The sequence below is a fragment of the Rhizobium sp. AB2/73 genome (assembly GCF_020871915.1).
Taxonomy (GTDB): domain Bacteria; phylum Pseudomonadota; class Alphaproteobacteria; order Rhizobiales; family Rhizobiaceae; genus Rhizobium; species Rhizobium dioscoreae.
In genome coordinates this window covers 3,408,797-3,431,048 of the sequence record NZ_CP067071.1, presented here as the reverse complement: position 1 = coordinate 3,431,048, position 22,252 = coordinate 3,408,797, and the positions used below count along the sequence as shown (strand labels likewise).

Annotated in this window: 23 protein-coding genes; 10 read left to right on the top strand and 13 right to left on the bottom strand. The window is 59.6% G+C overall.

Annotated features, from left to right (window positions below):
• Positions 1-168: 168 nt before the first annotated feature.
• On the top strand, positions 169-1,044 hold the full coding sequence (gene pdxY / locus I8E17_RS16860) for a pyridoxal kinase PdxY (RefSeq protein ID WP_113366476.1): 876 nt from the start codon (positions 169-171) through the stop codon (positions 1,042-1,044).
• A gap of 72 nt (positions 1,045-1,116) precedes the next feature.
• Positions 1,117-1,758: a carbonic anhydrase gene (locus I8E17_RS16855; protein WP_069613889.1), complete on the top strand. Its 642-nt coding sequence runs from the start codon at positions 1,117-1,119 to the stop codon at positions 1,756-1,758.
• A gap of 106 nt (positions 1,759-1,864) precedes the next feature.
• Here I8E17_RS16855 and I8E17_RS16850 read toward each other — a convergent pair whose 3' ends face one another.
• From I8E17_RS16850 to I8E17_RS16815, 8 genes are all read right to left on the bottom strand, one after another.
• Positions 1,865-2,686 (bottom strand): lytic murein transglycosylase, encoded by an 822-nt coding sequence (locus I8E17_RS16850; RefSeq protein ID WP_069613888.1) that lies wholly within the window; start codon positions 2,684-2,686, stop codon positions 1,865-1,867.
• A 284-nt stretch (positions 2,687-2,970) separates the two neighbouring features.
• Positions 2,971-4,005 (bottom strand): aspartate-semialdehyde dehydrogenase, encoded by a 1,035-nt coding sequence (locus I8E17_RS16845; RefSeq protein WP_069613887.1) that lies wholly within the window; start codon positions 4,003-4,005, stop codon positions 2,971-2,973.
• A gap of 374 nt (positions 4,006-4,379) precedes the next feature.
• Positions 4,380-4,889, bottom strand: a complete 510-nt coding sequence (locus tag I8E17_RS16840; protein WP_113366477.1) for a DNA starvation/stationary phase protection protein — start codon at positions 4,887-4,889, stop codon at positions 4,380-4,382.
• Between the two features lie 297 nt (positions 4,890-5,186).
• On the bottom strand, positions 5,187-5,936 hold the full coding sequence (locus I8E17_RS16835; protein ID WP_069613885.1) for a glucose 1-dehydrogenase: 750 nt from the start codon (positions 5,934-5,936) through the stop codon (positions 5,187-5,189).
• A gap of 157 nt (positions 5,937-6,093) precedes the next feature.
• Complete coding sequence (locus I8E17_RS16830) at positions 6,094-6,348, bottom strand: helix-turn-helix domain-containing protein (protein WP_113366511.1); 255 nt, start codon at positions 6,346-6,348, stop codon at positions 6,094-6,096.
• Between the two features lie 150 nt (positions 6,349-6,498).
• Complete coding sequence (gene lpxE, locus I8E17_RS16825; protein WP_113366478.1) at positions 6,499-7,263, bottom strand: lipid A 1-phosphatase LpxE; 765 nt, start codon at positions 7,261-7,263, stop codon at positions 6,499-6,501.
• A gap of 194 nt (positions 7,264-7,457) precedes the next feature.
• The gene (leuB, locus tag I8E17_RS16820; RefSeq protein WP_112722971.1) at positions 7,458-8,570 is read right to left on the bottom strand and encodes a 3-isopropylmalate dehydrogenase; all 1,113 of its coding nucleotides are present in this window, start codon (positions 8,568-8,570) and stop codon (positions 7,458-7,460) included.
• Between the two features lie 156 nt (positions 8,571-8,726).
• Positions 8,727-9,545 (bottom strand): sugar phosphate isomerase/epimerase family protein, encoded by an 819-nt coding sequence (locus tag I8E17_RS16815; protein WP_069613881.1) that lies wholly within the window; start codon positions 9,543-9,545, stop codon positions 8,727-8,729.
• Positions 9,546-10,008: 463 nt separating this feature from the next.
• On the opposite strand from I8E17_RS16815, the gene I8E17_RS16810 reads away from it, so the two are divergent.
• Positions 10,009-10,281: a helix-turn-helix domain-containing protein gene (locus I8E17_RS16810; protein ID WP_069613880.1), complete on the top strand. Its 273-nt coding sequence runs from the start codon at positions 10,009-10,011 to the stop codon at positions 10,279-10,281.
• 142 nt (positions 10,282-10,423) lie between these two features.
• Here the strand turns inward: I8E17_RS16810 and leuD are convergent, their stop codons facing one another.
• Both leuD and I8E17_RS16800 read right to left on the bottom strand, forming a co-directional pair.
• The gene (gene leuD / locus I8E17_RS16805) at positions 10,424-11,032 is read right to left on the bottom strand and encodes a 3-isopropylmalate dehydratase small subunit (RefSeq protein ID WP_112722969.1); all 609 of its coding nucleotides are present in this window, start codon (positions 11,030-11,032) and stop codon (positions 10,424-10,426) included.
• Positions 11,033-11,222: 190 nt separating this feature from the next.
• A complete protein-coding gene (locus I8E17_RS16800; protein WP_069613878.1) occupies positions 11,223-11,459 on the bottom strand; it encodes a hypothetical protein in 237 nt (78 codons plus the stop codon).
• A 111-nt stretch (positions 11,460-11,570) separates the two neighbouring features.
• Between I8E17_RS16800 and I8E17_RS16795 the strand changes: the two genes are divergently transcribed.
• Complete coding sequence (locus tag I8E17_RS16795; protein WP_219511285.1) at positions 11,571-12,515, top strand: CoA ester lyase; 945 nt, start codon at positions 11,571-11,573, stop codon at positions 12,513-12,515.
• A 26-nt stretch (positions 12,516-12,541) separates the two neighbouring features.
• The gene (locus tag I8E17_RS16790; protein WP_069611395.1) at positions 12,542-12,748 is read left to right on the top strand and encodes a DUF1737 domain-containing protein; all 207 of its coding nucleotides are present in this window, start codon (positions 12,542-12,544) and stop codon (positions 12,746-12,748) included.
• A 52-nt stretch (positions 12,749-12,800) separates the two neighbouring features.
• On the opposite strand, the gene I8E17_RS16785 is transcribed toward I8E17_RS16790, so the two are convergent.
• Positions 12,801-13,238 carry a metallopeptidase family protein gene (locus I8E17_RS16785; RefSeq protein WP_069611396.1) on the bottom strand — a complete coding sequence of 146 codons (438 nt, stop codon included), beginning with the start codon at positions 13,236-13,238 and terminating at the stop codon, positions 12,801-12,803.
• Positions 13,239-13,400: 162 nt separating this feature from the next.
• On the opposite strand from I8E17_RS16785, the gene I8E17_RS16780 reads away from it, so the two are divergent.
• The 5 genes from I8E17_RS16780 to bfr all read left to right on the top strand — a co-directional run bounded on the left by I8E17_RS16780 (position 13,401) and on the right by bfr (position 20,214).
• A complete protein-coding gene (locus I8E17_RS16780; RefSeq protein ID WP_229002039.1) occupies positions 13,401-14,381 on the top strand; it encodes a hypothetical protein in 981 nt (326 codons plus the stop codon).
• A gap of 40 nt (positions 14,382-14,421) precedes the next feature.
• Positions 14,422-15,849 carry a DNA polymerase Y family protein gene (locus tag I8E17_RS16775; protein WP_229002125.1) on the top strand — a complete coding sequence of 476 codons (1,428 nt, stop codon included), beginning with the start codon at positions 14,422-14,424 and terminating at the stop codon, positions 15,847-15,849.
• Complete coding sequence (locus I8E17_RS16770) at positions 15,846-19,313, top strand: error-prone DNA polymerase (RefSeq protein WP_219511287.1); 3,468 nt, start codon at positions 15,846-15,848, stop codon at positions 19,311-19,313. Before I8E17_RS16775 ends, I8E17_RS16770 begins: the two co-directional genes overlap by 4 nt.
• Positions 19,314-19,451: 138 nt before the next feature.
• The gene (locus I8E17_RS16765) at positions 19,452-19,763 is read left to right on the top strand and encodes a (2Fe-2S)-binding protein (RefSeq protein ID WP_083258114.1); all 312 of its coding nucleotides are present in this window, start codon (positions 19,452-19,454) and stop codon (positions 19,761-19,763) included.
• A complete protein-coding gene (gene bfr, locus I8E17_RS16760; protein ID WP_219511291.1) occupies positions 19,729-20,214 on the top strand; it encodes a bacterioferritin in 486 nt (161 codons plus the stop codon). Before I8E17_RS16765 ends, bfr begins: the two co-directional genes overlap by 35 nt.
• 143 nt (positions 20,215-20,357) lie before the next feature.
• On the opposite strand, the gene I8E17_RS16755 is transcribed toward bfr, so the two are convergent.
• Positions 20,358-20,897 carry an RNA pyrophosphohydrolase gene (locus I8E17_RS16755; RefSeq protein ID WP_219511293.1) on the bottom strand — a complete coding sequence of 180 codons (540 nt, stop codon included), beginning with the start codon at positions 20,895-20,897 and terminating at the stop codon, positions 20,358-20,360.
• A 41-nt stretch (positions 20,898-20,938) separates the two neighbouring features.
• Positions 20,939-22,132 carry a divergent polysaccharide deacetylase family protein gene (locus tag I8E17_RS16750; protein ID WP_219511295.1) on the bottom strand — a complete coding sequence of 398 codons (1,194 nt, stop codon included), beginning with the start codon at positions 22,130-22,132 and terminating at the stop codon, positions 20,939-20,941.
• Positions 22,133-22,252 lie beyond the last annotated feature (120 nt).

The window sequence follows — 22,252 nt, the reverse complement described above, 5'->3', positions numbered from 1 at the left end:
GAAACGCGCGGTCTCGGTGCAAAGCGGATATCATCGGTGTGATATTGGCGGAATCAACTCGTCAACAGAGGTTTTCATGACTCTGTGAAGTGCGGTTGACAGAGTGCCGCCAAAGGGATCATCAACGGCGCCATGGCAGTTTGAAGCCCGAACTTGAAAGCTAGCATCATGTCGCAAGTGTCCGCCGGCGCGGTTATCGTCATCTCCAGCCACGTCGTTCGAGGGTCGGTCGGCAATCGCGCCGCCGTTTTCGCGCTGGAGACACTTGGCCATCCGGTGTGGGCGCTGCCGACGATCGTTCTGCCGTGGCATCCTGGTCATGGACGTTCGACGCGGCTGACCTTCAACGAGGCGGATTTCGACCATGCGATTGACGATCTCATCGCCGCACCCTGGCTTTCCGAGGTCAAAGCGGTGCTATCGGGATATTTCGGCAATGCTGCGCAGGCGCGTTCCGTTGCAAGGCTCGTAACGGCTATGCGGGAGAAGAACCCCGATCTCCTCTATGCCTGCGATCCCGTTATCGGCGATGCCGGCGGGCTTTATGTGCCTGAGGCAACGGCGGAAGCGATCCGCGACCATCTGATCCCGCTGGCGTCGCTTGCAACGCCGAACCGCTATGAGCTTGCCTGGCTTGCGGGAGCGCCCCTCGAGGATAACAACGCCATCATGGAGGCGGCTCTCGCGCTTGGCCCGTCGCGCATGCTGGTGACGTCTGCCGTGCCGATGATGGCCGGCGGCATCGGCAATCTCTATCTGAGCGGCCGAAACGCCCTGCTTGCCGAGCATCGCAGCGTCGAAGGCGTGCCGAATGGACTGGGCGATCTCCTGTCTGCCGTCTTCCTGTCGCGTCTGCTTTCGGGGATGGATGAGGAGCGGGCATTACAGCTGACGACGGCCAGCGTCTTCGAAGTGCTGGCGCGGGCCGTCAAGCGCGGCAGCAACGAGCTGACGCTTGCCGTCGATTCCGCGAGCCTGTCGACGCCGATGGCGATGGTGCAGCTGAGGCATCTCGTCCACCCAGCGCAGCGGAAGAAAAAGTAACGACTGGAAGCGGCGGGAGCTTTTTGCAGCGCAACAGTTGCCATCGGCCGAAGTGCATTGTAATCCAATATCATGCAAAGCTTCCCCAACACCCTTCTGAACGGTTATCGCAACTTCATGAGCGGGCGTTATGCCGATGAGCGCGAACGCTACCGCACTCTCGCCGAGCTTGGCCAAAGCCCATCGACCCTCGTGATAGCCTGTAGTGACTCCCGTTCGGCGCCGGAGATCATCTTCGACGCCGGACCGGGCGAACTCTTCGTCATCCGTAACGTCGCCAACATGGTGCCGCCCTACGAGCCGGACAGCAATTTCCATGCGACTTCGGCCGCGCTGGAATTCGCCGTTCTGTCGCTCAAGGTTTCCGATATCGTCGTCATGGGCCATGGCCGCTGCGGCGGCATTCGCGCCGCACTTGATCCGAACGCGGAGCCGCTGTCGCCGGGCGATTTCATCGGCCGTTGGATGGCGCTGCTGAAGCCTGCGGCCGAACAGATCCAGAGCAATGACATCATGACGCAGACCGAGCGCCAGACCGCGCTGGAGCGCATTTCGATCCGCAATTCGCTCGACAATCTCCGCAGTTTTCCGGAGATCAGAGCGCGCGAGGAAGAAGGCAAGCTTAGCCTTCACGGCGCCTGGTTTGATATCTCGACCGGCGAACTCTGGGTCATGGACCCGGCGACGCGCGACTTCATCCGCCCTGAGGTTTAGAGGCCCAAGGTAAAGGGCCTAACGCTGGCAAGACGGAGCGTAGACCATTTAAAGGCGCTGCGGACCACTCGGTCGCAGCGCCTTTTTGATGTGATGAGATCACGCCTTACTTGCCGTCGATCTGCTGGCCGATATAGGCGATTGCCTGCTGATAGACCTTTGCGTCGTTCCAGCCGGCGATAGCTGAGAAATTTGGCTCGCCAGGCTGGTAGCCGGCGCCGGGCTGCCAACCATGGCCGCGCAGGAAGTTCGCCGTCGAGGCCAGCGCATCCGCGCGCGATCCCACAAGATCGACCCTGCCATCACCGTCCTCATCGACGCCGTAGAGGACCACGTTCTTCGGCATGAACTGCGTCTGGCCGATTTCGCCATGAGCTGCACCACGCGCCGCCGGGTTGAGATAACCTTCGCCGACGAGCTTCAGGGCCGCGTAGAGTTGCTCGGTAAAGAACGCGGAACGACGGCAATCATAAGCAAGCGTCGAGACGGCCGAAAGCGTATGCTGGTCACCCATGTAGCTGCCGAAGCCGGTTTCCATGCCCCAGATGGCGATGATCGGGCCTGGGGGAACGCCGAAGCGCTTCTGGATCTTGGCGAAGAGGGCCGCGTTGGCTTGCTTCATGCTCTTGCCGCGATTGATGATCGTTTGGCCGCCGCGCTTCTTCATGAATTCCTCGAAGGAAAGCTTGAAGCTCTTCTGGCCGCGGTCGGCGCGGATGGTGGGTTGGTTGTAATGGACGTTGGCGAAGGCCCTGTCGAGGGTGGAGGGGCTGACGCCCTGTCCCTGCGCTTCCCGTTTGAATTCCTGCACCCAGTTCTCGAATCCGGCGGAAGTGTTGCCGCAAGATGCGGCGTTTGCCGCAAGCGGCATTCCCAGCAGCAATCCGCCCGCCACGAGAGCTGCCATTCCAGATTTTGTGAAGCGCATTCAGTGTCCCCGAATTCTTACCGCGGTGCGATCGCGGTAACCGTTTTCAATGGCGCGCAAACCCTTGAAAGCCAGGGGATCACGCGCGTTTAGTCGCCACCGGACCATGCCAGCATCCGACCACCATGTCATCATGTTTTAGCGAGTGATGTTTTCGTTTCATGTGAAACATCGCCGCCAAAATCATTCAGAAAAGCCTCGCCTTTCATCCGAAATGGCGAGGCTTTCCTTTTATTCTGCTTAGCCAAGGAGGGTTGATAAACCGTAAATTGGTTTACAGATCCTTACGCAGCCTGCTTGCGCGGCTTGATGAGGCCGCGGTTGACGAGCAATTCGGCGATCTGAATGGCATTGAGCGCGGCACCCTTGCGCAGGTTGTCGGAGACTACCCAGAGGTTGAGGCCGTTCTCGACGGTCGCATCTTCACGGATGCGCGAAATATAGGTCGCATCTTCGCCGGCGGACTCGTAAGGCGTGATGTAACCGCCGTTTTCACGCTTGTCGATGACGAGGCAGCCAGGCGCTTCGCGCAGGATATCGCGAGCCTGATCGGCGGTGATCTCGTTTTCGAACTCGATGTTGACCGATTCGGAATGGCCGATGAAGACGGGGACGCGGACAGCCGTGCAGGTGACCTTGATCTTCGGGTCGAGCATCTTCTTGGTTTCGGCCAGCACCTTCCACTCTTCCTTGGTGTAGCCATCTTCCATGAAGACATCGATATGCGGGATGACGTTGAAGGCGATGCGCTTGGTGAACTTCTTTGCCTCAATCGGATCGGCGACGAAGACGGCGCGAGTCTGGTTGAACAGCTCGTCCATGCCGTCCTTGCCGGCGCCGGAGACCGACTGGTAGGTCGAAACCACGACGCGCTTGATCTTGGCGAAGTCATGAAGCGGCTTCAGGGCGACGACGAGCTGCGCGGTCGAGCAATTCGGGTTGGCGATGATGTTGCGCTTGGTGAACTGCGTGACGGCATCCGGGTTCACTTCCGGCACGATCAGCGGCACGTCGGCGTCATAACGCCAAGCGGAAGAGTTGTCGATAACGACGCAGCCCTGGGCGCCGATCTTCGGCGAGAACTTCTTCGAAACGTCGCCGCCGGCCGACATCAGGCAGATGTCGGTGTCGGAGAAATCGTAGTTCTCCAGGTTGGAAACCTTCAGCGTCCGGTCGCCAAAGGAAACTTCGGTTCCCTGCGAGCGGGCCGATGCGAGCGCCACGACCTCATCGGCCGGGAAGCCGCGTTCGGCCAGGATATTGAGCATTTCGCGGCCGACATTCCCGGTCGCGCCCGCTACTGCAACTTTGAAACCCATTTCTCAAGCTCTCTTTCTCTTCTCTCCTCTTTGGCGAGGGGGGAACCGCGGCCATAACGACCGGTTCCTGTCCCCGGCCGGGCCGGGGAGAGAGCGGCAGGCCAGAGACGTCAGACGGTTTTCGTCGTCGTTTTGGCCTTGGTTTTGGAAGAAACCGGAAAATAGACATCCCGCCCGGCGCATTGCGCCAGGTGACTGAAGCTATCGAGCTGTTCGAAGCGAACCATGGAAGTCTTCCTTTTCCGTCGCCGGTTCTAAGATGTTTTCCACAGGAGTCAAGGATTTCCTCGCTTGCATCGGTGCGGAAGCGAGGAAATCGGAGGCGTCGAAACCAGCCTTCAACTTATCATGTTGGAAGGCGCGCCGTTTTGGTGTCAGCGGTTGGACTTGCGTGTGGTTTCAAACAGGAACCAAGTGCGGCGCTCGGTCTCGTCGATCCAGTTTTCCAGAAGGCTGGCCGTGGCGACATCGCCATATTCATCGCAAACGTCGTGAACGGCGCGCATTTCGGCGGAGAGCTTGAGGTTATCGTCCGCCAGTTCGGCGAGCATGTCCTGCGGATCGACATATTCGGCGTCATTGTCGGGAATGCGCTGCAGCTTGGCGATTTGACTGATCGACCGCAGGGTCGTTCCGCCGATCTTCCTGGCGCGTTCGGCCATCGGGTCTGTCATCGCGAAAATCTGCTCGCCCTGTTCGTCGAGAAGTAAGTGATAGTCGCGGAAATGCGGCCCGCTCATGTGCCAGTGAAAATTCTTGGTTTTGAGATAGAGGGCAAAGACATCTGCCAGCAAAGCGCTCAAGGCTGCGGAAATATCGCGCGTCGCGTCCTCGCTGAGATTGGTGCGAGTGCCTAATTTCGATTTGGTATTGGCGGTATTCATAAAGGCGTCCTCCGTTGTTGTTCACGACAGCGATCGTCGGCGGATCTTGGGGGAGTTCGATGACATCAGCTGCTGCGTGGGATCGCATTGAAGACAGGATTGTTTTGAAATCACACAGCCAAAATGTTGCCTTGCGACATGGCTGACTGCGATGCTTAGGCGGAAAACCCGAACATATTCATTAAATAGGAAATTGGCGCGGTTTGGCAATTGTTTGCCAATGTATCGGCGCGGCGTGTAGTCATGCCGCGCCGCCGATGCCGCCTTTTTGTCGGAGGGCGGCATCGGCATGGGTGACTACTTCAGACCACCACCGACATAGATGGTTTCGCCGGTCACCCACGCGGCATCCTGCGAAGCGAGAAAGACGGCGACCGGAGCGATATCGGTCGGCTGGCCGAGACGGCCAAGAGGTGTCTGGGAGACGAGATGCTTTTCAAAATCGCTGCCGATGATACCTGCCGCAACAACGCCTTCGGTCTCGACGCCGCCCGGTGCCAAATTGTTGACGCGGATATTGCGTGAACCGAGTTCCTTGGCGAGGATCTTGGTAATGGAATCCACGGCGGCCTTGGTTGCCGTATAGACGGAGGCAGTCGGCAAGTTCATGCTGACGGCGTTGGAGCCGATGTTGATCACGCTGCCGCCCTCAGTGCCGAAATGCTTCACGGCTTCCTGCGTGGCCAGCAATGTGCCCAACACATTGATATTGAACTGGCGATGGAATTCCTGCTCAGCGAATTCCTCGATCGGGGCGAATTGATAGACGCCGGCATTATTGACGAGGATATCGACGCGGCCGAAGGCCTGCTTCGCTTCTGCAAAGAGCCGTTTGACATCCTCTGATTTGGAAACGTCGCCATGGACGGCGAGCGCCTTGCCGCCGTTGGCGGTAATTTCGGCCACTACCCTGTCGGCGCCTTCGCGGCTTGATGCGTAATTGACGACAACGGCCGCGCCCGCTTCGCCCATTGCCTTGGCGATGCCGGCGCCGATGCCCTTGGATGCTCCAGTCACGATCGCGACCTTGCCTGCCAGTTTGCTCATGTCATTTTCCTTCGAAAAACTTAGACAATTTTACAATCATCGAATCATTTGGCGCATGCGACCCGAAAACCGATCGCACCGTCACTTTGATATTTAGATAATCATCTAATTGATACAAGAGCCACGAGGAGAAATGCTGATGGCGTGTAAGGAATTGTCAGATCTTGGAAAGTTCCACCATATAGGCGTTCAGAGTGTCGCGACGTAACACGAGATTGGCGAATTTACCTTCGCGCTGGATCTCGATGAGGCCGGCATTCTCCAGTTCCTTGATATGATGCGACATCGTCGCGGCGCTGACGGCGTGGCACTCGTTCAGGAGGCTGCAGGGCATGGGCTCGCTCCGTGTGCCGATCTCCTTCAAGATCTGCACGCGTCGCGGTTCGGCAAGTGCCCGGGAGATCAATCCCATCTGCCTTTCGCTCAAACGTATCGGCCCGGCATCCATGGTTTTATCACAAGCGGAAACAAAATCGGGTTGACCGCCTTCGGCCACCCTACTCTACCAGATATATGAATGTGCGAGGGCCTTGGCAACCATGGCGCAGCAGCCGTGATCGGCTCAGGAATCGGCCTGTCGCAGCCTGCCGCTTTTGAAGAGCGGCAAGCGCGGCGTTGGCCAACCGGCGGCGTCGATGCGAAAGAGCAGGCCGTAGCGCGAATAGATGATGGCTATCATGAAGGAAAACCAGCCGCCGAGCGCCAGACCGGCCACCACGTCACTCGGATAATGGGCGCCAACCATAACGCGGGTGATCGCAAGCCATAAGGCGCAGGCAGCAAAGATGTAGCGATAGCGCGGAAACAGGAAGGCAAGCGCCACAAATAGAGCGCCGATGGTGGTAGCGTGGCCGGAGGGGAAGCTTTCGAAGCTGGCACGGCCATTGAAGGGCGAAAAGCCGAAGGGTCCCCAATCGGCAAAATGCGAGGGGCGGGCGCGTCCAATGGCGCGCTTCAGCAAATTGGCGAGGATACCGGAAAGCGCGACGGTCGTCAGGAGATAGCCGCCGATCTGGCAGATACGCAGTGCCTGGCAGCGACAGCGCTGCGAATACAGCACCCTGCTGCCAGCCCAGCCTTCGAAAAACAGGAAGGCACTGATCAGAAGGATCCATCCCGAATCGCCGAAATCCGTCAGCATTCCGCCGACGAAGCGAAGTAAGGGCGATAGGCTTTTAAGGGTGGCGCCGACAGGCCAATCGAACAGGAGAGCCGAGAGAAGGACGATATTGGCGGTCAGAAAAAGACAGATTTTCCAGTGTGATGGTGCAAATGCGGCATCGCTTCGCCGCCAACGCCGGTCGAGAGACGTCAAGATCGCCTGCATAATCAGTGCCTATGTCGATTTCCAATCGGTCCGACAGATAGCAGGTTGTTGTTACAGTTTTTTAGAAAATCGATACGTTGTCGTCGCGGCGATCTCGAGCTGAGACGCGTCTATCCCGTTCACAAGAAAAAACCCCGTTCCTCGCGGAACGGGGCTCGTGTTTCACGTGAAATATACCACGCGATCTACCTGGCTTACGCCGAAAGGGCCTTGAATTCGGCGAGGATGGCGTCACCCATTTCTGTCGTGCCGACCTGGCGGCTGCCAGGTGACATGATGTCGCCGGTGCGGATGCCGCTGTCGAGGACGTTGGCGATCGCCTTTTCCAGCGCGTCGGCTTCGGCGACCAGGCCGAAGGAGTAACGCAGGCACATGGCGAAGGAAGCGATCATGGCGATCGGGTTGGCGATGCCCTTGCCGGCGATATCGGGGGCGGAACCGTGCACGGGTTCATAGAGCGCCTTGCGCTTGCCGGTCTTGGCATCGGGGGCGCCGAGCGAAGCCGACGGCAGCATGCCGAGCGAGCCGGTCAGCATGGCGGCGACGTCGGAGAGCATGTCGCCGAACAGGTTGTCCGTCACAATGACGTCGAACTGCTTCGGCTGCCGGACGAGCTGCATGCCGCCGGCGTCCGCGAGCATGTGCTCGAGCTGCACGTCGGCATATTTTTCCTTATGCGTCGCGGTGACGACCTGGTTCCAGAGCACGCCCGACTTCATGACGTTGCGCTTTTCCATCGAGCAGACGCGGTTGTTGCGGGTACGCGCCAGTTCGAAGGCAACGCCGGCAATACGCTCGATCTCATAGGTGTCGTAGACCTGGGTGTCGATGCCGCGCTTCTGACCGTTGCCGAGGTCGATGATCTCCTTCGGCTCGCCGAAATAGACGCCGCCCGTGAGCTCGCGCACGATCAGGATGTCGAGACCCTCGACCAGTTCCGGCTTCAGCGACGAGGCCGACGCCAGCGCCGGGTAGCAGATGGCCGGGCGCAGGTTGGCGAAGAGCTGCAGATCCTTGCGCAGGCGCAGCAGGCCGGCTTCCGGACGCACTTCGTAGGGAACGCTATCCCACTTCGGGCCGCCGACGGCGCCGAAGAGCACGGCGTCGGCGGCAAGCGCTTTCTGCATGTCCTCTTCGGAGATGGCAGCGCCATGCGCATCATAGGCGCTGCCGCCGACAAGACCTTCATCCGTAACGAAGCCGGCATTCTTCGCCTCGTTCATATAGGCAATGATCTTGCGAACTTCGCCCATGGCCTCGGGGCCGATGCCGTCGCCCGGCAGGAGGAAAAGATTGCGAACTGTCATGGGAAAGCCTCCGCGAAAGAAAAAGTTGCGGGGTTTTTAGACCTGCAAATGCGGCTTTTCAAGCGAGGAAGGGGTCGAAACGGTACGGTTTTCGGGCTTTTGAGACCAGTCACCCGCCCTTGGACCACGAGGGCGGGTGGCTTGCGTTGCTTATCCTTACTCAGCCAGCCCGAGCGAGGCGAGGTAGGCGGCCGATGCCGGGATCTTCGACTTGTCCTTGATTTCGATGATCAGGCGCGGATTGCTGTTAAGCTTGGCAATAGCGGCAAAGACGGCGCGCCAGTGGATGTTGCCTTCGCCGAGGCTCCAGTGGCGATCGGCATAGCCATCCGCATCCTGCAGGTGGACATGTTGCAGGCGATTGCCGGCGGCGTGGACGTAGTAGTCGACCGGCGGAGCGCCGGTATAGCCGTGGGCGTAATGGGCATGACCGGTGTCGATGGAAACGGCGACGGCGGGCGAATTGAAGCTGTCGGCGAGGCCGACGCGGATATGGGGATCCTTGTCCTCGATGTTCTCGATGACCATGGTGAGCCCGATGTCTTCGGCGCGCTTGACGGCCTCTTTCAGCGTCAGATGCGTATATTCGATGATCTTCTCGCGCTCGCCCTTGTTGTTGTCGAGGTTGTTGTAGGACCACGACGTATAGGGGCTATGGATGACCATTTGGGTGGCGCCGATATTGGCACAGACGTCGAGTGCCTGCAGCAGGCGCTTTGTGACGACGCCGCGGACGTCCGGGTCCTGCGAGGCGATGACAAAGCCCCAGAACGGGCCGTGGATGCCGAGGCGGCCCTGATGGCCGTCAAGCAGCTTGCGGGCGCGTTCGGCCAGCGGAGCCCAGTCGCCGTTGAGGATTTCGGCTTCAACGAAGCTCTGCAGCTCCAGGTCACGCGGCTTTTCGAGCAACCAGTTACGATGGATTTCGACGTCGTCGAGCGTCATGGCTGCGCCGACAATGGGAAGGGAGGTCATGGAGGCTCCATTGCGTGGAGGAAATTTAAGGGCGGGAGAGAGGCCGCAAGGGTCTCGGCGGCCTGTATGGACCTGCTTCTTGTCGATCATATTACAGCGGGTGGAAAAGATGATGTCCCGTTTCCGGGATTTGCGTTTTGCGCTCTTGGGATGCCGCAACTGCGGATAGTTCCCTCTCCTCGCACACGGGGAGAGGGAACTATCCGCCAATTAGGCCCGCGATACCTAAGAAACTAAGGTTTCTCGTAAGCCACTGCTCCCTTTTGGGAAATTACGATACCGTCAGGTGTACTACACGCGATACCCGGATCTCAAGGACCTCATTTTTCGACATCGTGCGGAGCGCGAAACTTCCCGATCGGGATGATCTTGCGATCTGCCTCGCCCTTGCTTCCCGATCGGGAAGAAAAGTGTGATCTGAGACAAATCTTCCTGTACGGTAAGCCGCGTTAGGAGATGCTCTATGTTCAGGTCTGCACGCGATTTCGGCGCCGCTGTCCGGGAGAAACGCAAGCTCCTCGGTTGGACCCAGACCGAGCTTGCCGCCCGGTCCGGCACGGGCGAGCGCTTTATCGTTGAGCTCGAATCCGGCAAGCCAAGCTGCCAGCTTGAAAAGTCTCTCATCGTCGCGCGCACTGTCGGCATCGAGATCGGTGATCTTAGGACAGCCCAAGCCGCCCCGGCCTCGCCTGACGATGGCCTGGACTTCCTGCCGACCTTCGGTGACAGTCGATGACGACGATCTTCTACGAAGCCCTTCCCCGTTGCCCTAGCTGGCAGAGAGTGAACACAGCCATGGCGGAGACGGGTCCCTTTTCGGCATGAAAAAAGCCGGGCACAAGGCCCGGCTTCGAAACGCGAAATAGTGATGAAATCGATCAGGCGGCCCAGGGGCGCGATGCGGCGTTCGACTTTTCGAAATTGTCGATCGCGGAGGATTTTTCCAGCGTCAGGCCGATATCGTCTAGGCCGTTCAGCAGGCAGTGACGCTTGAACTCGTCAAGTTCGAACTTCAGTGAGCCGCCGTCCGGGCCGGTGATTTCGAGGTTTTCCAGATCGACCGTCAGAATGGCGTTGGAGCCGCGCGATGCGTCGTCCATCAGCTTATCGAGGTCTTCCTGGCTAACCTTGATCGGCAGGATGCCGTTCTTGAAGCAGTTGTTGTAGAAGATGTCGGCGAAGCTCGTCGAGATGACGCAGCGGATGCCGAAATCGAGCAGTGCCCAGGGCGCATGCTCGCGCGAGGAGCCGCAGCCGAAATTGTCGCCGGCAACGAGGATCTTGGCGTTCTGATAGGCCGGCTTGTTCAGCACGAAATCCGGGTTCGGAGAACCGTCTTCATTGTAGCGAGCTTCAGCGAAAAGGCCCTTGCCAAGACCCGTGCGCTTGATGGTCTTCAGATAATCCTTCGGGATGATCATGTCGGTATCGACATTGACGACCGGGAGGGGTGCTGCGACACCGGTCAACTTCACGAACTTGTCCATGGGGTCCTGCCTTCATTTTCGTCTAAGCACGAATTATCCTGCCAATAGAGCAAATCCGGCCCGAAATGAAGGAGAATCTTGGAAATGCTCTCAAACGCGGCCGTTTGCACGCTTTGCCCTTCAGCACGTGGCCTGAATTGGACACATGATCAAGGGATCCGGCAATAGGTCGCCCTGCCCTGTTTCAATCTCAGAGATCGATGATCGTGCCGCGACCGTCGTTCCAGATGCGCATCTCGCGCTGGCCGTTCGTCTTCGCCTTGGCGCGCACCGGTGCCGGCTTCATGCGCAGCGAAATCGCCCGGGCCGCCATCAGCACGGTCAGTATAGCACCGACAGCAAGCGTGACCGAAACGGTCAGCAGCGCCATGGCTGCAAACACGGTGATACCGGCAAGCGCGATGAACAGGGAACGGATATTCTGCATGGTCGAGACCTCTCTACACCAAGCAATGTGGTCTTCATCTCTGTCATCTGCAAGAGGAGCATGGCTTTTTGTTGACTTGCCTGCCGATTAAAAGCGCGGCAAAACGGCACAATGATCCAATCTGCGAGCCAAAACCCCCCTTCCCGTCCCGCCCGTCTGCGCCGCTCGGTCTTGAGCGTTCCCGCCATCAATCGACGCGCGCTGGACAAGCTTTCGAGTCTCGATTGCGACGCCGTCATTTTCGATCTCGAGGATTCCGTTTCGCCGGAGAAAAAGGCCGAGGCGCGGGAGAATCTGCGGGCCTTCTTTGTCGCCTCCCCGCTTCCCGGCAAGGAGCGGATCATCCGCATCAATGCGCTTTCCTCGAACTTCGGTGCCGAGGACATGGCGCTGGTCGTGGAGCTGGAGCCGGATGCGGTGCTGCTGCCGAAGGTGGATGAGCCGCAGGATGTGACTGGTGTCAGTGACCGGCTTGCGGAAGCCGATGCGCCGGAAGACTTGCGCATCTGGGCGATGATCGAGACGCCGCGCGGCATCCTGAATGCGGCCGCGATCGCCGAGGCTGGCCGCACGGCCGGCAGCCGGCTCGATTGTTTCGTCGTCGGCCTCAACGATCTCAGGAAGGAAACGGGCGTCCTGCCGCAGCCCGGCCGTCCCTATCTCGTGCCCTGGCTGATGCAGGTGATATTGGCCGTCAGCGCTTACGGCCTCGAGGCCATCGACAGCGTCTTCAACAATTTCAAGGATACCGAAGAATTCGCGGCAGAATGCGGCCAGGGGGTTGCCATGGGCTTTGCCGGCAAGATGCTGATCCATCCGAGCCAGATCGAAGCCGCCAACCGGCATTTTGGCCCTGACAAGGCCGCTGTTGCCGAGGCGGAATCCATCATCGCCGCCTTCGCCGCACCGGATGCCGCCACTCTCAATGTCGTGACCCTCAACGGACGGATGGTGGAGCGGCTGCATCTTGTCCAAGCGGAAAGACTCGTCCATAAAGCTCACCTAATCGCGCAGCGCTCTTCGGGCGTTGCCGCAGCGCCCCGTAGCGATGTCTGATTGCCAAATACAAGAAAGATGCCTTGATGAAACTCTACCGCTTTCTCACCGGCCCCGATGACGCATCCTTCTGTCACAAGGTGAGCGCGGCGTTGAACAAGGGCTGGGAGTTGTACGGTTCACCGACCTATGGTTTCAATTCTGCGAGCGGTCGGATGGAATGCGGCCAGGCCGTCGTCAAGGACGTAGCCGGCAAGGATTACGATCCGGATATGAAGCTTTCCGAGCAGTAAGCGCCGGCTGAAATTCTCATTCTTCCCGACCGTCTTGCGGCCGGGACCGATATCAGCGATCCGTCGCTTCCTCGGCACTTGCCTCGATGCGCTCCATATCCTCGTCGCTCAGGCCGAAATGGTGGCCGATTTCGTGGATCAGGACATGGGTGATGATGTCGCCGAGGGTTTCTTCGTTCTCAGCCCAGTAATCGATGATCGGCCGGCGATAGAGGCGGATCTTGTTGGGCATGTCTCCCGTCTGGGCGGTGAAGCGCTCCGAGATGCCGCGGCCTTCGAAGAGGCCGAGCAGGTCGAAGGGCGTTTCCAGCGCCATGTCCTCGAATACCTCGTCATCCGGGAAATCTTCGATGAGGATGACGAGATCACCGGTGAGCGAACGGAATTCGTCTGGCAGGTGACTGTAAGCCTCCATTGCCAGGGATTCGAATGTACTGATGGAGGGCGAGTGGCGATCCCGCCAATCTTCGCTCTGGTCGACGCGAGCCATGAATATTCCTTCCTTGGCTGGTCATATAGAGACTTTACGCCGCTTTTACGAGTGTAGATTGCGGCAGAGGAATATTTTCTCATGAAATGGTGTTGACTCTTTCTCCGAGCTCTGGAATCCATAAGAACATAACAGGAACATTATCGATCTGGAGTGAACGTCATGGCCGAGGCTGCCGTGGCGCGGGAAACGCTTTTCGCCCTGCGTGAAACCATTGCCCGACTGGAAGGCAGGCCGATTCCGGCACTGGCGGCTGCGGCGCATGAAACGCTGGCAGACAAGCCGGCGAGGCAGATGGCGGGTATTGCGAAATCCCTGCCTATCCAGCCTACGCGTGAACAATCGTTCCTTCCGATCGGTGTCGACGAGCTCGATGCGGCGCTGCAAGGGGGTTTGCCGCTCGATGCGCTGACGGAAATCCGTTCGCTCGGCCTCCGCGATGCCGGTGTGGCGAGCGGTTTTGCCCTGGCGCTTGCCGCGCGGCTGCATGCGCAAGCTTTGGACACGGTCGCGGCCAAGTCTCCGGTTCTGTGGATCGGCGATACGGTCGCGACGATGGAGGTTGGCCTGCCCTATGCCATCGGCATCAGCGATTTCGGGCTGGAGCCTCAGGCTTTTCTGCAGGCGTCGCCCCGCAAGCTGGAGGATGCGCTCTGGGTCGCGGAGGCGGCGCTTGGCAGTGCTGCCTTTGCCGTCGTCATTTTGGAAGTACGCGGCAATCCCGCCCGTTTCGGCCTGACCGAAAGCCGGCGGCTGGCGTTGAGGGCCAAGGCGGCGGGGCGGCCCTTGTTTCTGTTGCGACAGGGAGGCGAGGAGGAAGCAAGCAGCGCCCTCTTCCGCTTTTCCGTCGAACCCGCGCCGGCGCAGGCGCGGCCCCTGCCGGACGGATCGGTGCTTGGCGGCAGCATCGGTCATCCGGCCTTTCGTCTGACCTTGGAAAAGAGCCGAAACCCGGCGCCTCTTTCCATAACCTTGGAGTGGAATGCCCATGACCGCCGCTTTGCCCCTGTCTCCGATGTTCAGCACCCTGCCTTTCCCGGCGAACACGCAGCGCATTCTGGCGCTGACCTTTCCGCATCTGCCGACCGACCGCATCGCGCGCAAGCGCTGGGGTCTGTCTTGGCGTTCGACAGGCAGGCTTGAAACGCCGCCGCTCGCCTGTGCCGGCAAGCTCAACAATGCCATGCGGCTGACCGCGCTCAACGAACGGGCTGAAATGATCGGCTTGAAACGGGGGCAGGGCGTGGCCGAGGCGAAGGCGATCTGTCCCGATCTCGATGTCGCCGAGGAGGATCCGGCGGCGGATCGCAAGCTTCTGGAAGCGATCGCCGACTGGTGCGACCGTTATACGCCGCTGGTGGCGATCGACGGCAAGGACGGGCTGTTTCTCGACATTACCGGCTGCGCCCATCTCTTTGGCGGTGAAGAGGCGCTGCTCGAGGATATCCTGATCCGGATTTCCCGGCTGGGCTTCGATGTGCGCGGCGCCATTTCCTCGGCGCCAGGCCTCTCCTGGGCCGTTGCCCGCTTTGACGAGAGCCGCATCGTTCCTCCGGAGGCCATGGAAGAGGCATTGGCATCGCTGCCGGTCGCATGTCTTCGGCTTGGCGAGGAGACTATTGCAGCCTTGCAGAAGATGGGCCTGAAGCAGGTGGGCGATCTTCTGGCCGCACCACGCGCGCCGCTTGCCCGCCGGTTCGGCGCACAGCTGCTGCTGCGGCTCGATCAGGCCATCGGCCTCGTCGAGGAGCCGATTTCGCCGCGCCGCCCGGTCGCGCAATTGTCGGCCGAGCGACGGCTGGCCGAGCCGGTGCAGGCGGAAGAGGATATTCTCCAGCTTGCCCGCCAGCTTGCCGAAAGCCTGAAGCCGGGGCTGGAAGCCCGCGGTGTCGGCGGCCGCTCCTTCGAACTCCTGTTGTTCAGGGTGGATGGTGCGGTCTTCCGCATCGCAGCCGGCGCGTCGCAGCCGCTGCGGGAGCCGAGCCGGATCGCCAGCCTATTCGCGGAGCGTTTTGGCGCCATTCATGACGATCTCGATGTGGGCTACGGTTTCGAAATCATCCGTCTCAATGTGCTTCAGCATGCGCCCTTCAATGCCATGCAAGGCGATTTTGTCGGAGGAGATCGTCAGGAAGGCTCGCTTGCGGCCTTTGTGGATCGTGTAGCCGCCCGGCTGGGGCCGGACTGCCTGCAAGGGTTCGAGCTGAGGCAGAGCCATATCCCCGAACGAGCTGTGCGGCCGCTGCCGGCGATGACCATCCTTACCTCGAAGCAGCGCACAGGTCAGGAGGATGCTGGCCATGGCTTCTTCCGCGGCGAGCGGCCGCTGCGGCTGTTTCGCATGCCGGAACTGGTCGAAACCATTGCTGCCGAAGTGCCCGATGGTCCTCCCCGGCAGTTCCGCTGGCGGCGGGTCATGCATCGGGTCAGCCGGGCCGAAGGGCCGGAGCGGCTTTCGGCGGAATGGTGGCTCGAAGAAAGGCAAGAACCTGACCGCGATTACTTCCAGGTCGAAGATGATGAGGGCCATCGTTTCTGGCTGTTCCGCAAGGGGCTCTATGGCCGAGGCGGCACGACGCCGGACTGGTACATGCATGGGGTCTTCGCATGAACGCGCGCCCGAGCTTCCACGAACCCGTGCCCTTCTTTGAGATCGGGGTGAGAACGAATTTCTCCTTTCTCGAAGGCGCCTCGCATCCAGAGGAAATCGTGGCGCAGGCCGCCATCCTGAAACTGTCGGGATTTGGAATTGCCGACCGCAATTCGGTTGCCGGCGTCGTCAAGGCGCACGCGCACACCAAGCTTCTCCGGGAGAAATACAAGGAGGGCATTGAGAAAAATCTGGAGCTGCGCGCCAAGGGGGAGCCGGAGGAACTTCTTTTGGAGCCGGTTCCTTTCCAGCCGGGCGCGCGCCTCGTATTTTCGGACGGCACCCCCGACATTCTTGCCTATCCGGAAAACCGCAAGGGCTGGGCGCATCTCTGCCGGCTGTTGAGCGCCGGTAATCTGCGCGGCGAAAAAGGCGTCTGCATCCTCTATGAAAGTGACCTCGTGGAATGGGGTGACGAAATGATGCTGGCGCTTGTTCCCGATGCCGACAGCGTCGAGACGCCTGAGGGGCAAAACAAGCTGGAGCAATGTCTGAAGCGGCTATGGATGCGTTTCGGCCGGAAGTTCCACTTGGTCCTGTCGCCGGCCTATGACGGGCGGGACCGCATGGTCTTCGCCACGCTTTCCATCGTGGCGCAGCGCAATGGCGTGCGGTTGATCGCCAGCAATCAGCCGCTCTATCATTCGACCGAGCGCAAGCCGCTTGCCGATATCGTCGTTTCGATCCGTGAGCATGTGCCGATCGCGGAAGCCGGCTTCAGGCTGGCGGCGAATGCCGAGCGCTACATGAAGGACGCTACCGAGATGGCGCGCCTCTTCAGGGATTATCCGAAGGCCATCGCCAATACGCAGAAGTTTTTTAGCCGGCTTTCTTTTTCGCTGGACGAGCTGAAACATAATTATCCCGACGAAAGCGTTCCTGGAGAGACCGTTGCGGAAACGCTGAGGAGACTGACCTGGGAGGGGGCCAGATGGCGCTTTCCTGAAGGGATCCCGCCAAAGGTCTCGATGCAGATCGAGCACGAGCTCAAGCTCATACGGGAGCGGAAATATGAGCCATATTTCCTGACGGTGCACCGCATCATGGAGTTTGCCCGCAGTGCGAATATCCTATGCCAGGGACGCGGATCGGCAGCCAATTCGACCGTCTGTTATTGCCTCAGGATTACTGAGGTCAATCCTGAAATAACAAGCTTGCTTTTCGAGCGTTTCATCTCGACAGAACGCGAGGAACCACCCGATATCGATGTCGATTTCGAGCACGAGAAGCGTGAAGAGGTTATCCAGTTCATCTACAGGCATTACAAAAAGGAGCATGCCGGGCTGACGGCGGCGGTAACCAGCTATCGGGCGCGCTCGGCCGGCCGCGAAGTGGCGAAAGCCTTCGGCCTGTCGGAAGATGTGCAGTCCGCTCTTGCAAGCGGTGTCTGGGGCTGGTCGACGGAGGAGCTGTCCGAGCGCGAGGCGAAGATTGCCGACCTCGATCTCAAGGACAAGACGACACGCAACGTCCTTTCCTATGCCTCGACGCTGATGGGATTTCCGCGGCATCTGACCCAGCATGTCGGCGGCTTCGTCATCACTCGGGATCGGCTGGATGAGGTCGTGCCGATCATGCATACGGCGATGGACGATCGCTATATGATCGAGTGGAATAAGGATGATCTCGACAATCTCAATATATTGAAGATCGACGTGCTGGCGCTCGGTATGCTGACCTGTCTTGCCAAGGCCTTTGACCTGTTGCTGCTGCATTACGACGTGAAGAAGCAGCTCTCCGACCTTGGCAGCGGTGAATACCCCGACCGATTCCCGGTCTATGATATGATTTGTCGCGCCGATACGATCGGCGTCTTTCAGATCGAAAGCCGGGCGCAGATGAGCATGCTGCCGCGTCTTCGGCCCCGCAAGTTCTATGATCTGGTCATCGAGGTAGCGATCGTCCGTCCCGGACCCATTCAAGGAGACATGGTGCATCCTTACCTCAAACGGCGGGATGACGATCTTCACAAGCGGCCGATCGAATATCATCGTCCGGAGTTGAAGGCTGTTCTGGAACGAACTTTGGGAGTTCCGCTGTTTCAGGAACAAGCGATGCAGATAGCCATCACCGCAGCCGGATTTTCGCCCGCCAAGGCCGATCGGCTGCGCCGATCCATGGCGACGTTCAAGCGAACGGGGAGGGTCGATGAATTCAAGACGGATCTGGTTTCCGGCATGGTCGCGAAAGGCTATCCTCAGGACTTTGCCGAACGTTGTTTCAGCCAGATCGAAGGTTTCGGCGAGTATGGTTTTCCCGAAAGCCATGCGGCCTCCTTCGCCCTGCTCGTCTATGCCTCTTCCTGGCTCAAGGCCTATTATCCCGATGTCTTCTGTGCGGCGATCCTCAATGCCCAGCCGATGGGTTTCTATGCCCCGGCGCAGCTGGTGCGTGACGCGCGCGAGCATGGCGTCGAGGTGCGGCCGGTGGATATCAATCGTTCCAGCTGGGATTGCCTGCTCGAGCGGGGACGCTTCGATAAGGATGCGGTCGAGCCGCGCCATGCGTCGATGCGCGGGATTATCAAGACGCAATGTGCCGTCCGTCTCGGCTTCCGGCAGGTCAAGGGTCTATCCGAAGGCGAGATGAAGCAGCTCGTCGAGCGTCGTGGCGATGGCTATCGATCGGTGCGCGATCTCTGGCTGCGCTCGGGGCTTGCCAAGGCGCAGATCGAGCGCCTGGCGGATGCGGATGCGTTCGGCTCCATCGGCTTGAGCCGACGGGAAGCGCTATGGGCCGTGCGGGCGCTCGATGCCGGAAGTGCCGCTGAAACGCTTCCTCTCTTCCATCTCGGCAATCATGCCGAGCTGCAGGTCGAGCCGGTGGTTGCGCTGCCGGAAATGCTGCCCGGCGAGCAGGTCATCGAAGATTATCGCTATCTGTCGCTATCGCTGAAAGCACATCCGGTTTCCTTCCTACGCGCCGATTTCGCGCGGCAAGACATCGTGCAAAGCCGGGATCTGCCAAAGGTGGCGAATGGGCGGATGGTGACGATCGCCGGCCTGGTGCTGGTGCGCCAGCGGCCGGGCTCGGCCAAGGGGGTGATCTTCATGACGCTGGAGGATGAGACCGGCGTTGCCAATGCGATCGTCTGGCCGAAGAAGTTTGAGAAATACCGCGCCATCGTCATGGGGGCGCGGCTGGTGAAGATCCGTGGCCGGCTGCAGAGCGAGAGCGGCGTCATCCACGTGGTGGTCGATCATATCGAGGATATGACGGCGGCGCTTGGTATTCTTCAGCGCGAGGCGCGGCGTTTCGGCGTCAGCGACCGGGCGGATGAAGTATTACGGCCGACCATGGATCACAGGGAGAAGCGGAAGTCCGTCTTTCTGGCGCCTTCTTCCGATGCAGGGGCAGCGGCGGAAGGCCGCAGCCATGGTGCCGAAACCGCAAAAGTCATGCCACGGGGCCGCAATTTCCACTGAATTGCGGGCTTCGCACCGGGCGAAAACGTAGGAGCTCAGCCCGGGGATAAGATTCGAATCGTTTCTTTCTTGACAAAGAGCGTCTTCTTTAGCAGATAACAGGACAGCAGATGTCATGTTTGACGGGCTGAGCGAAGAATGCTGGTTTGCAGTTGTAATTACATCACCGACAAGGAAATCCGGGACGTTATCAACGAACTCCTTGATCAGGACTGTTGGCAGCTCATCGTTCCCGCGAAGGTTTATCACGCCATGGAAAAGCGCGGCCGTTGCTGCGGCTGCTTCCCGAACGTCGTTGATATTATTATACAGACAACCCAGGATTATCATGCCCGCCGCCACTCGACGGAAGCGGAAATATTTGATTTCATGTCCCGCCTGAAAAAATTCCATGAAGACAACAGGAGAGCGGACATTGAAAGGCGACAAAAAAGTCATCGAGCGGCTTAACGAGGCACTGTTCCTAGAACTTGGCGCAGTCAACCAATATTGGGTTCACTACAGACTCCTCGAGGACTGGGGCTACACCAAGCTTGCCAAGAAGGAGCGCGCAGAATCCATCGAGGAAATGCAGCACGCCGATCGCCTCGTCGCCCGCATCATCTTCCTCGAAGGTCATCCCAACCTGCAGACGCTGGCGCCGCTGCGCATCGGCCAGAATGTCAAGGAAGTGCTGGAAGCCGATCTCGCCGGCGAATACGATGCCCGCACGGCCTACAAGAAATCCCGCGATATCTGTCACGATGCCGGCGACTATGTTTCGATGAAGCTGTTCGAAGAGCTCTTGGCGGACGAGGAAGGCCATATCGACTTCCTCGAAACCCAGCTCGAACTGCTCGAAAAAATCGGCGAAGCCAAATACGGCCAGCTCAACGCTGATTCCGCCGATTCCGCAGAATAATCGGTGCCAGAGCGGTTCAGCTTTTCACAGAAACTCTGAACCGCTCTATCTTTTTGTTTTCCGGCAATTCCGGACGGAAAACCGCTACGCACTTTTCCTGGAATTGCTCTAGAAAACCGGCCGTTTTGCGGCCGGTTTTTCGTTCAGTCTTCGGCCTTCAGGCCGGCCAGATGGCTGAACTCCGAAACCACCTGCTCGTAGACCGATCGCTTGAAGGCAACGATCAGGCCGGGAAGCTCGGCCATCGGCTTCCACTCCCAAGCATTGAACTCCGGTTCATGGCCGCCCGGCGGCGGATTGATGGCGATCTCGCTCTCGTCGCCGTCGAAGCGGAAGGCGAACCAGCGCTGCGTCTGGCCGCGGTATTTTCCCCTGAGGCCGATGCCGATCAGCTGTGGCGGCAGGTCGTAATTGATCCAATCCTTCGCTTCCGCGAGCAGGGTCACGGTTTTCATGCCCGTTTCCTCATAAAGCTCGCGATAGGCGGCCTTCAGCGGATCTTCGCCCTCATCTATGCCGCCCTGCGGCATCTGCCAAAGCTGCGGTGAGCCGTCATATTCGGAATTGCCGTCTGGAATGCGGCGGCCGGCCCAGACCAAGCCCTCCCTATTCAGGATCATGATGCCGACGCAGGGACGGTAGGGCAGGTCTTCGGCTCTTGCGGGCGCGTGGGGCGTGCTCATTTCTCTCTCCAGGGATCAGCCCGGGGAGCCGGGCCAGGGGGTCAGGGATGTTTCGGGTCGTCGGCAAGCGCCGAGACGGCGACGATTTCAATGCCGCGCATGGCTGCCTCCTCGCTCCATTTGCTGATGGCATCGACGCTTTCGTCGAAGGCTGAGGCCACGCCGATCGCGGAGCCATTGCGGCGGGCAATGCGCTCTAGCTCGTCGAGTTTCTTGAGGATTGCGTCCCGCTGCAGTTCTCCGTCGAGCTGAATATCGGCGAAAGCATGCGGCACTTCCAGTGTCTTGGCGAGCATTCCGGATTTGGATTGCGCCGAAGAGCCATCATCCAGGAATAGCAGGCCGCGCTTTCCAATATCGCGCAGCACCGGTTCCATGGCACCGGGATTGGCGAGGAAGCGGCCGCCAAGATAGTTCATGACACCGGTATAATTGGTGATCTTGCCCATCGCCTTGTGCAGGTTATCGATGTTCCTTGCAGCCGAAAGCGAGGTCAGCAGCGTATCCGGGCCGGGATTGTTGCTGGGATAGTCGAAGGGCTCGAACGGCACCTGGATGAGGATCTCATGGCCGCCGCGCCGCGCCTCCTGCATCCAGCGCTGTAGGCTGTTGCCGCTGACGGCAAAAGCAAGGGTGATTTCTTCCGGCAGCTTCTCGATGGCGCGCTGGGTGCCAGTCTGGCTCAATCCAAGGCCGCTGACGACGATAGCGATCCGGGTACCGCGCGCGCCGGACCAGGGCCGCGCATATTGATCCATCGGTCGCAGGCCGCTCGGCGAGGTGATCGGCAGCCTGCCGAAAGGAGAGTCTTCCAGCAGGCTGTCATTCGGCGTTGCCGCCATGCGCGGGTCCTGGCCCACCTGATTGGCGTTGATCAGGACCGGGCCGCTGCCATCACGGTTGTTCGGGCTGAACATGGTGACGACCGAACCATCGCCGGTAACGATGCGTGTGGTATTGGCGCCGGATTGCGGATCAACCTGGGTTAGCCCGGTCTGTCCGGATTGCCCGGCTGTAGCCGGCTTGGTTTCGGCTGGAGGAGCCGGATCTTCCTTCTTTACCGTCTCGACCGGCTGGGTCTTTTGCAGGTGATCGCGCAAAAGCGCAGAATAGAGCGAAAAGCCGGCGATCGCGATCAGGCAGAAGCCGCCGAGAATGCGTCCAAAGGGGATGGAGCGCCGCTGGCGGCCGGGCCCGCGGTTCTGTCCCAACGGTGCATGCAAATCCGTTCCCAAGTTCCAATCCATCCCAAGCGGAAAACTCTATCGGTCTCGAGCATATCGCTCACGGCGAAGTGGAAAAATGCCCGCGGCACTCAAAGCGCTAAAACATGAACAAAATTGTTTCTGAGAGAC

Coding starts and splice junctions, on each gene's coding strand:
- pdxY (WP_113366476.1), top strand. CDS start 169: ATGTCGCAAGTGTCCGCCGGCGCGGTTATCGTCATCTCCAGCCACGTC.
- I8E17_RS16855 (WP_069613889.1), top strand. CDS start 1,117: ATGCAAAGCTTCCCCAACACCCTTCTGAACGGTTATCGCAACTTCATG.
- I8E17_RS16850 (WP_069613888.1), bottom strand. CDS start 2,686: ATGCGCTTCACAAAATCTGGAATGGCAGCTCTCGTGGCGGGCGGATTG.
- I8E17_RS16845 (WP_069613887.1), bottom strand. CDS start 4,005: ATGGGTTTCAAAGTTGCAGTAGCGGGCGCGACCGGGAATGTCGGCCGC.
- I8E17_RS16840 (WP_113366477.1), bottom strand. CDS start 4,889: ATGAATACCGCCAATACCAAATCGAAATTAGGCACTCGCACCAATCTC.
- I8E17_RS16835 (WP_069613885.1), bottom strand. CDS start 5,936: ATGAGCAAACTGGCAGGCAAGGTCGCGATCGTGACTGGAGCATCCAAG.
- I8E17_RS16830 (WP_113366511.1), bottom strand. CDS start 6,348: ATGGGATTGATCTCCCGGGCACTTGCCGAACCGCGACGCGTGCAGATC.
- lpxE (WP_113366478.1), bottom strand. CDS start 7,263: ATGCAGGCGATCTTGACGTCTCTCGACCGGCGTTGGCGGCGAAGCGAT.
- leuB (WP_112722971.1), bottom strand. CDS start 8,570: ATGACAGTTCGCAATCTTTTCCTCCTGCCGGGCGACGGCATCGGCCCC.
- I8E17_RS16815 (WP_069613881.1), bottom strand. CDS start 9,545: ATGACCTCCCTTCCCATTGTCGGCGCAGCCATGACGCTCGACGACGTC.
- I8E17_RS16810 (WP_069613880.1), top strand. CDS start 10,009: ATGTTCAGGTCTGCACGCGATTTCGGCGCCGCTGTCCGGGAGAAACGC.
- leuD (WP_112722969.1), bottom strand. CDS start 11,032: ATGGACAAGTTCGTGAAGTTGACCGGTGTCGCAGCACCCCTCCCGGTC.
- I8E17_RS16800 (WP_069613878.1), bottom strand. CDS start 11,459: ATGCAGAATATCCGTTCCCTGTTCATCGCGCTTGCCGGTATCACCGTG.
- I8E17_RS16795 (WP_219511285.1), top strand. CDS start 11,571: ATGATCCAATCTGCGAGCCAAAACCCCCCTTCCCGTCCCGCCCGTCTG.
- I8E17_RS16790 (WP_069611395.1), top strand. CDS start 12,542: ATGAAACTCTACCGCTTTCTCACCGGCCCCGATGACGCATCCTTCTGT.
- I8E17_RS16785 (WP_069611396.1), bottom strand. CDS start 13,238: ATGGCTCGCGTCGACCAGAGCGAAGATTGGCGGGATCGCCACTCGCCC.
- I8E17_RS16780 (WP_229002039.1), top strand. CDS start 13,401: ATGGCCGAGGCTGCCGTGGCGCGGGAAACGCTTTTCGCCCTGCGTGAA.
- I8E17_RS16775 (WP_229002125.1), top strand. CDS start 14,422: ATGCGGCTGACCGCGCTCAACGAACGGGCTGAAATGATCGGCTTGAAA.
- I8E17_RS16770 (WP_219511287.1), top strand. CDS start 15,846: ATGAACGCGCGCCCGAGCTTCCACGAACCCGTGCCCTTCTTTGAGATC.
- I8E17_RS16765 (WP_083258114.1), top strand. CDS start 19,452: ATGCTGGTTTGCAGTTGTAATTACATCACCGACAAGGAAATCCGGGAC.
- I8E17_RS16755 (WP_219511293.1), bottom strand. CDS start 20,897: ATGAGCACGCCCCACGCGCCCGCAAGAGCCGAAGACCTGCCCTACCGT.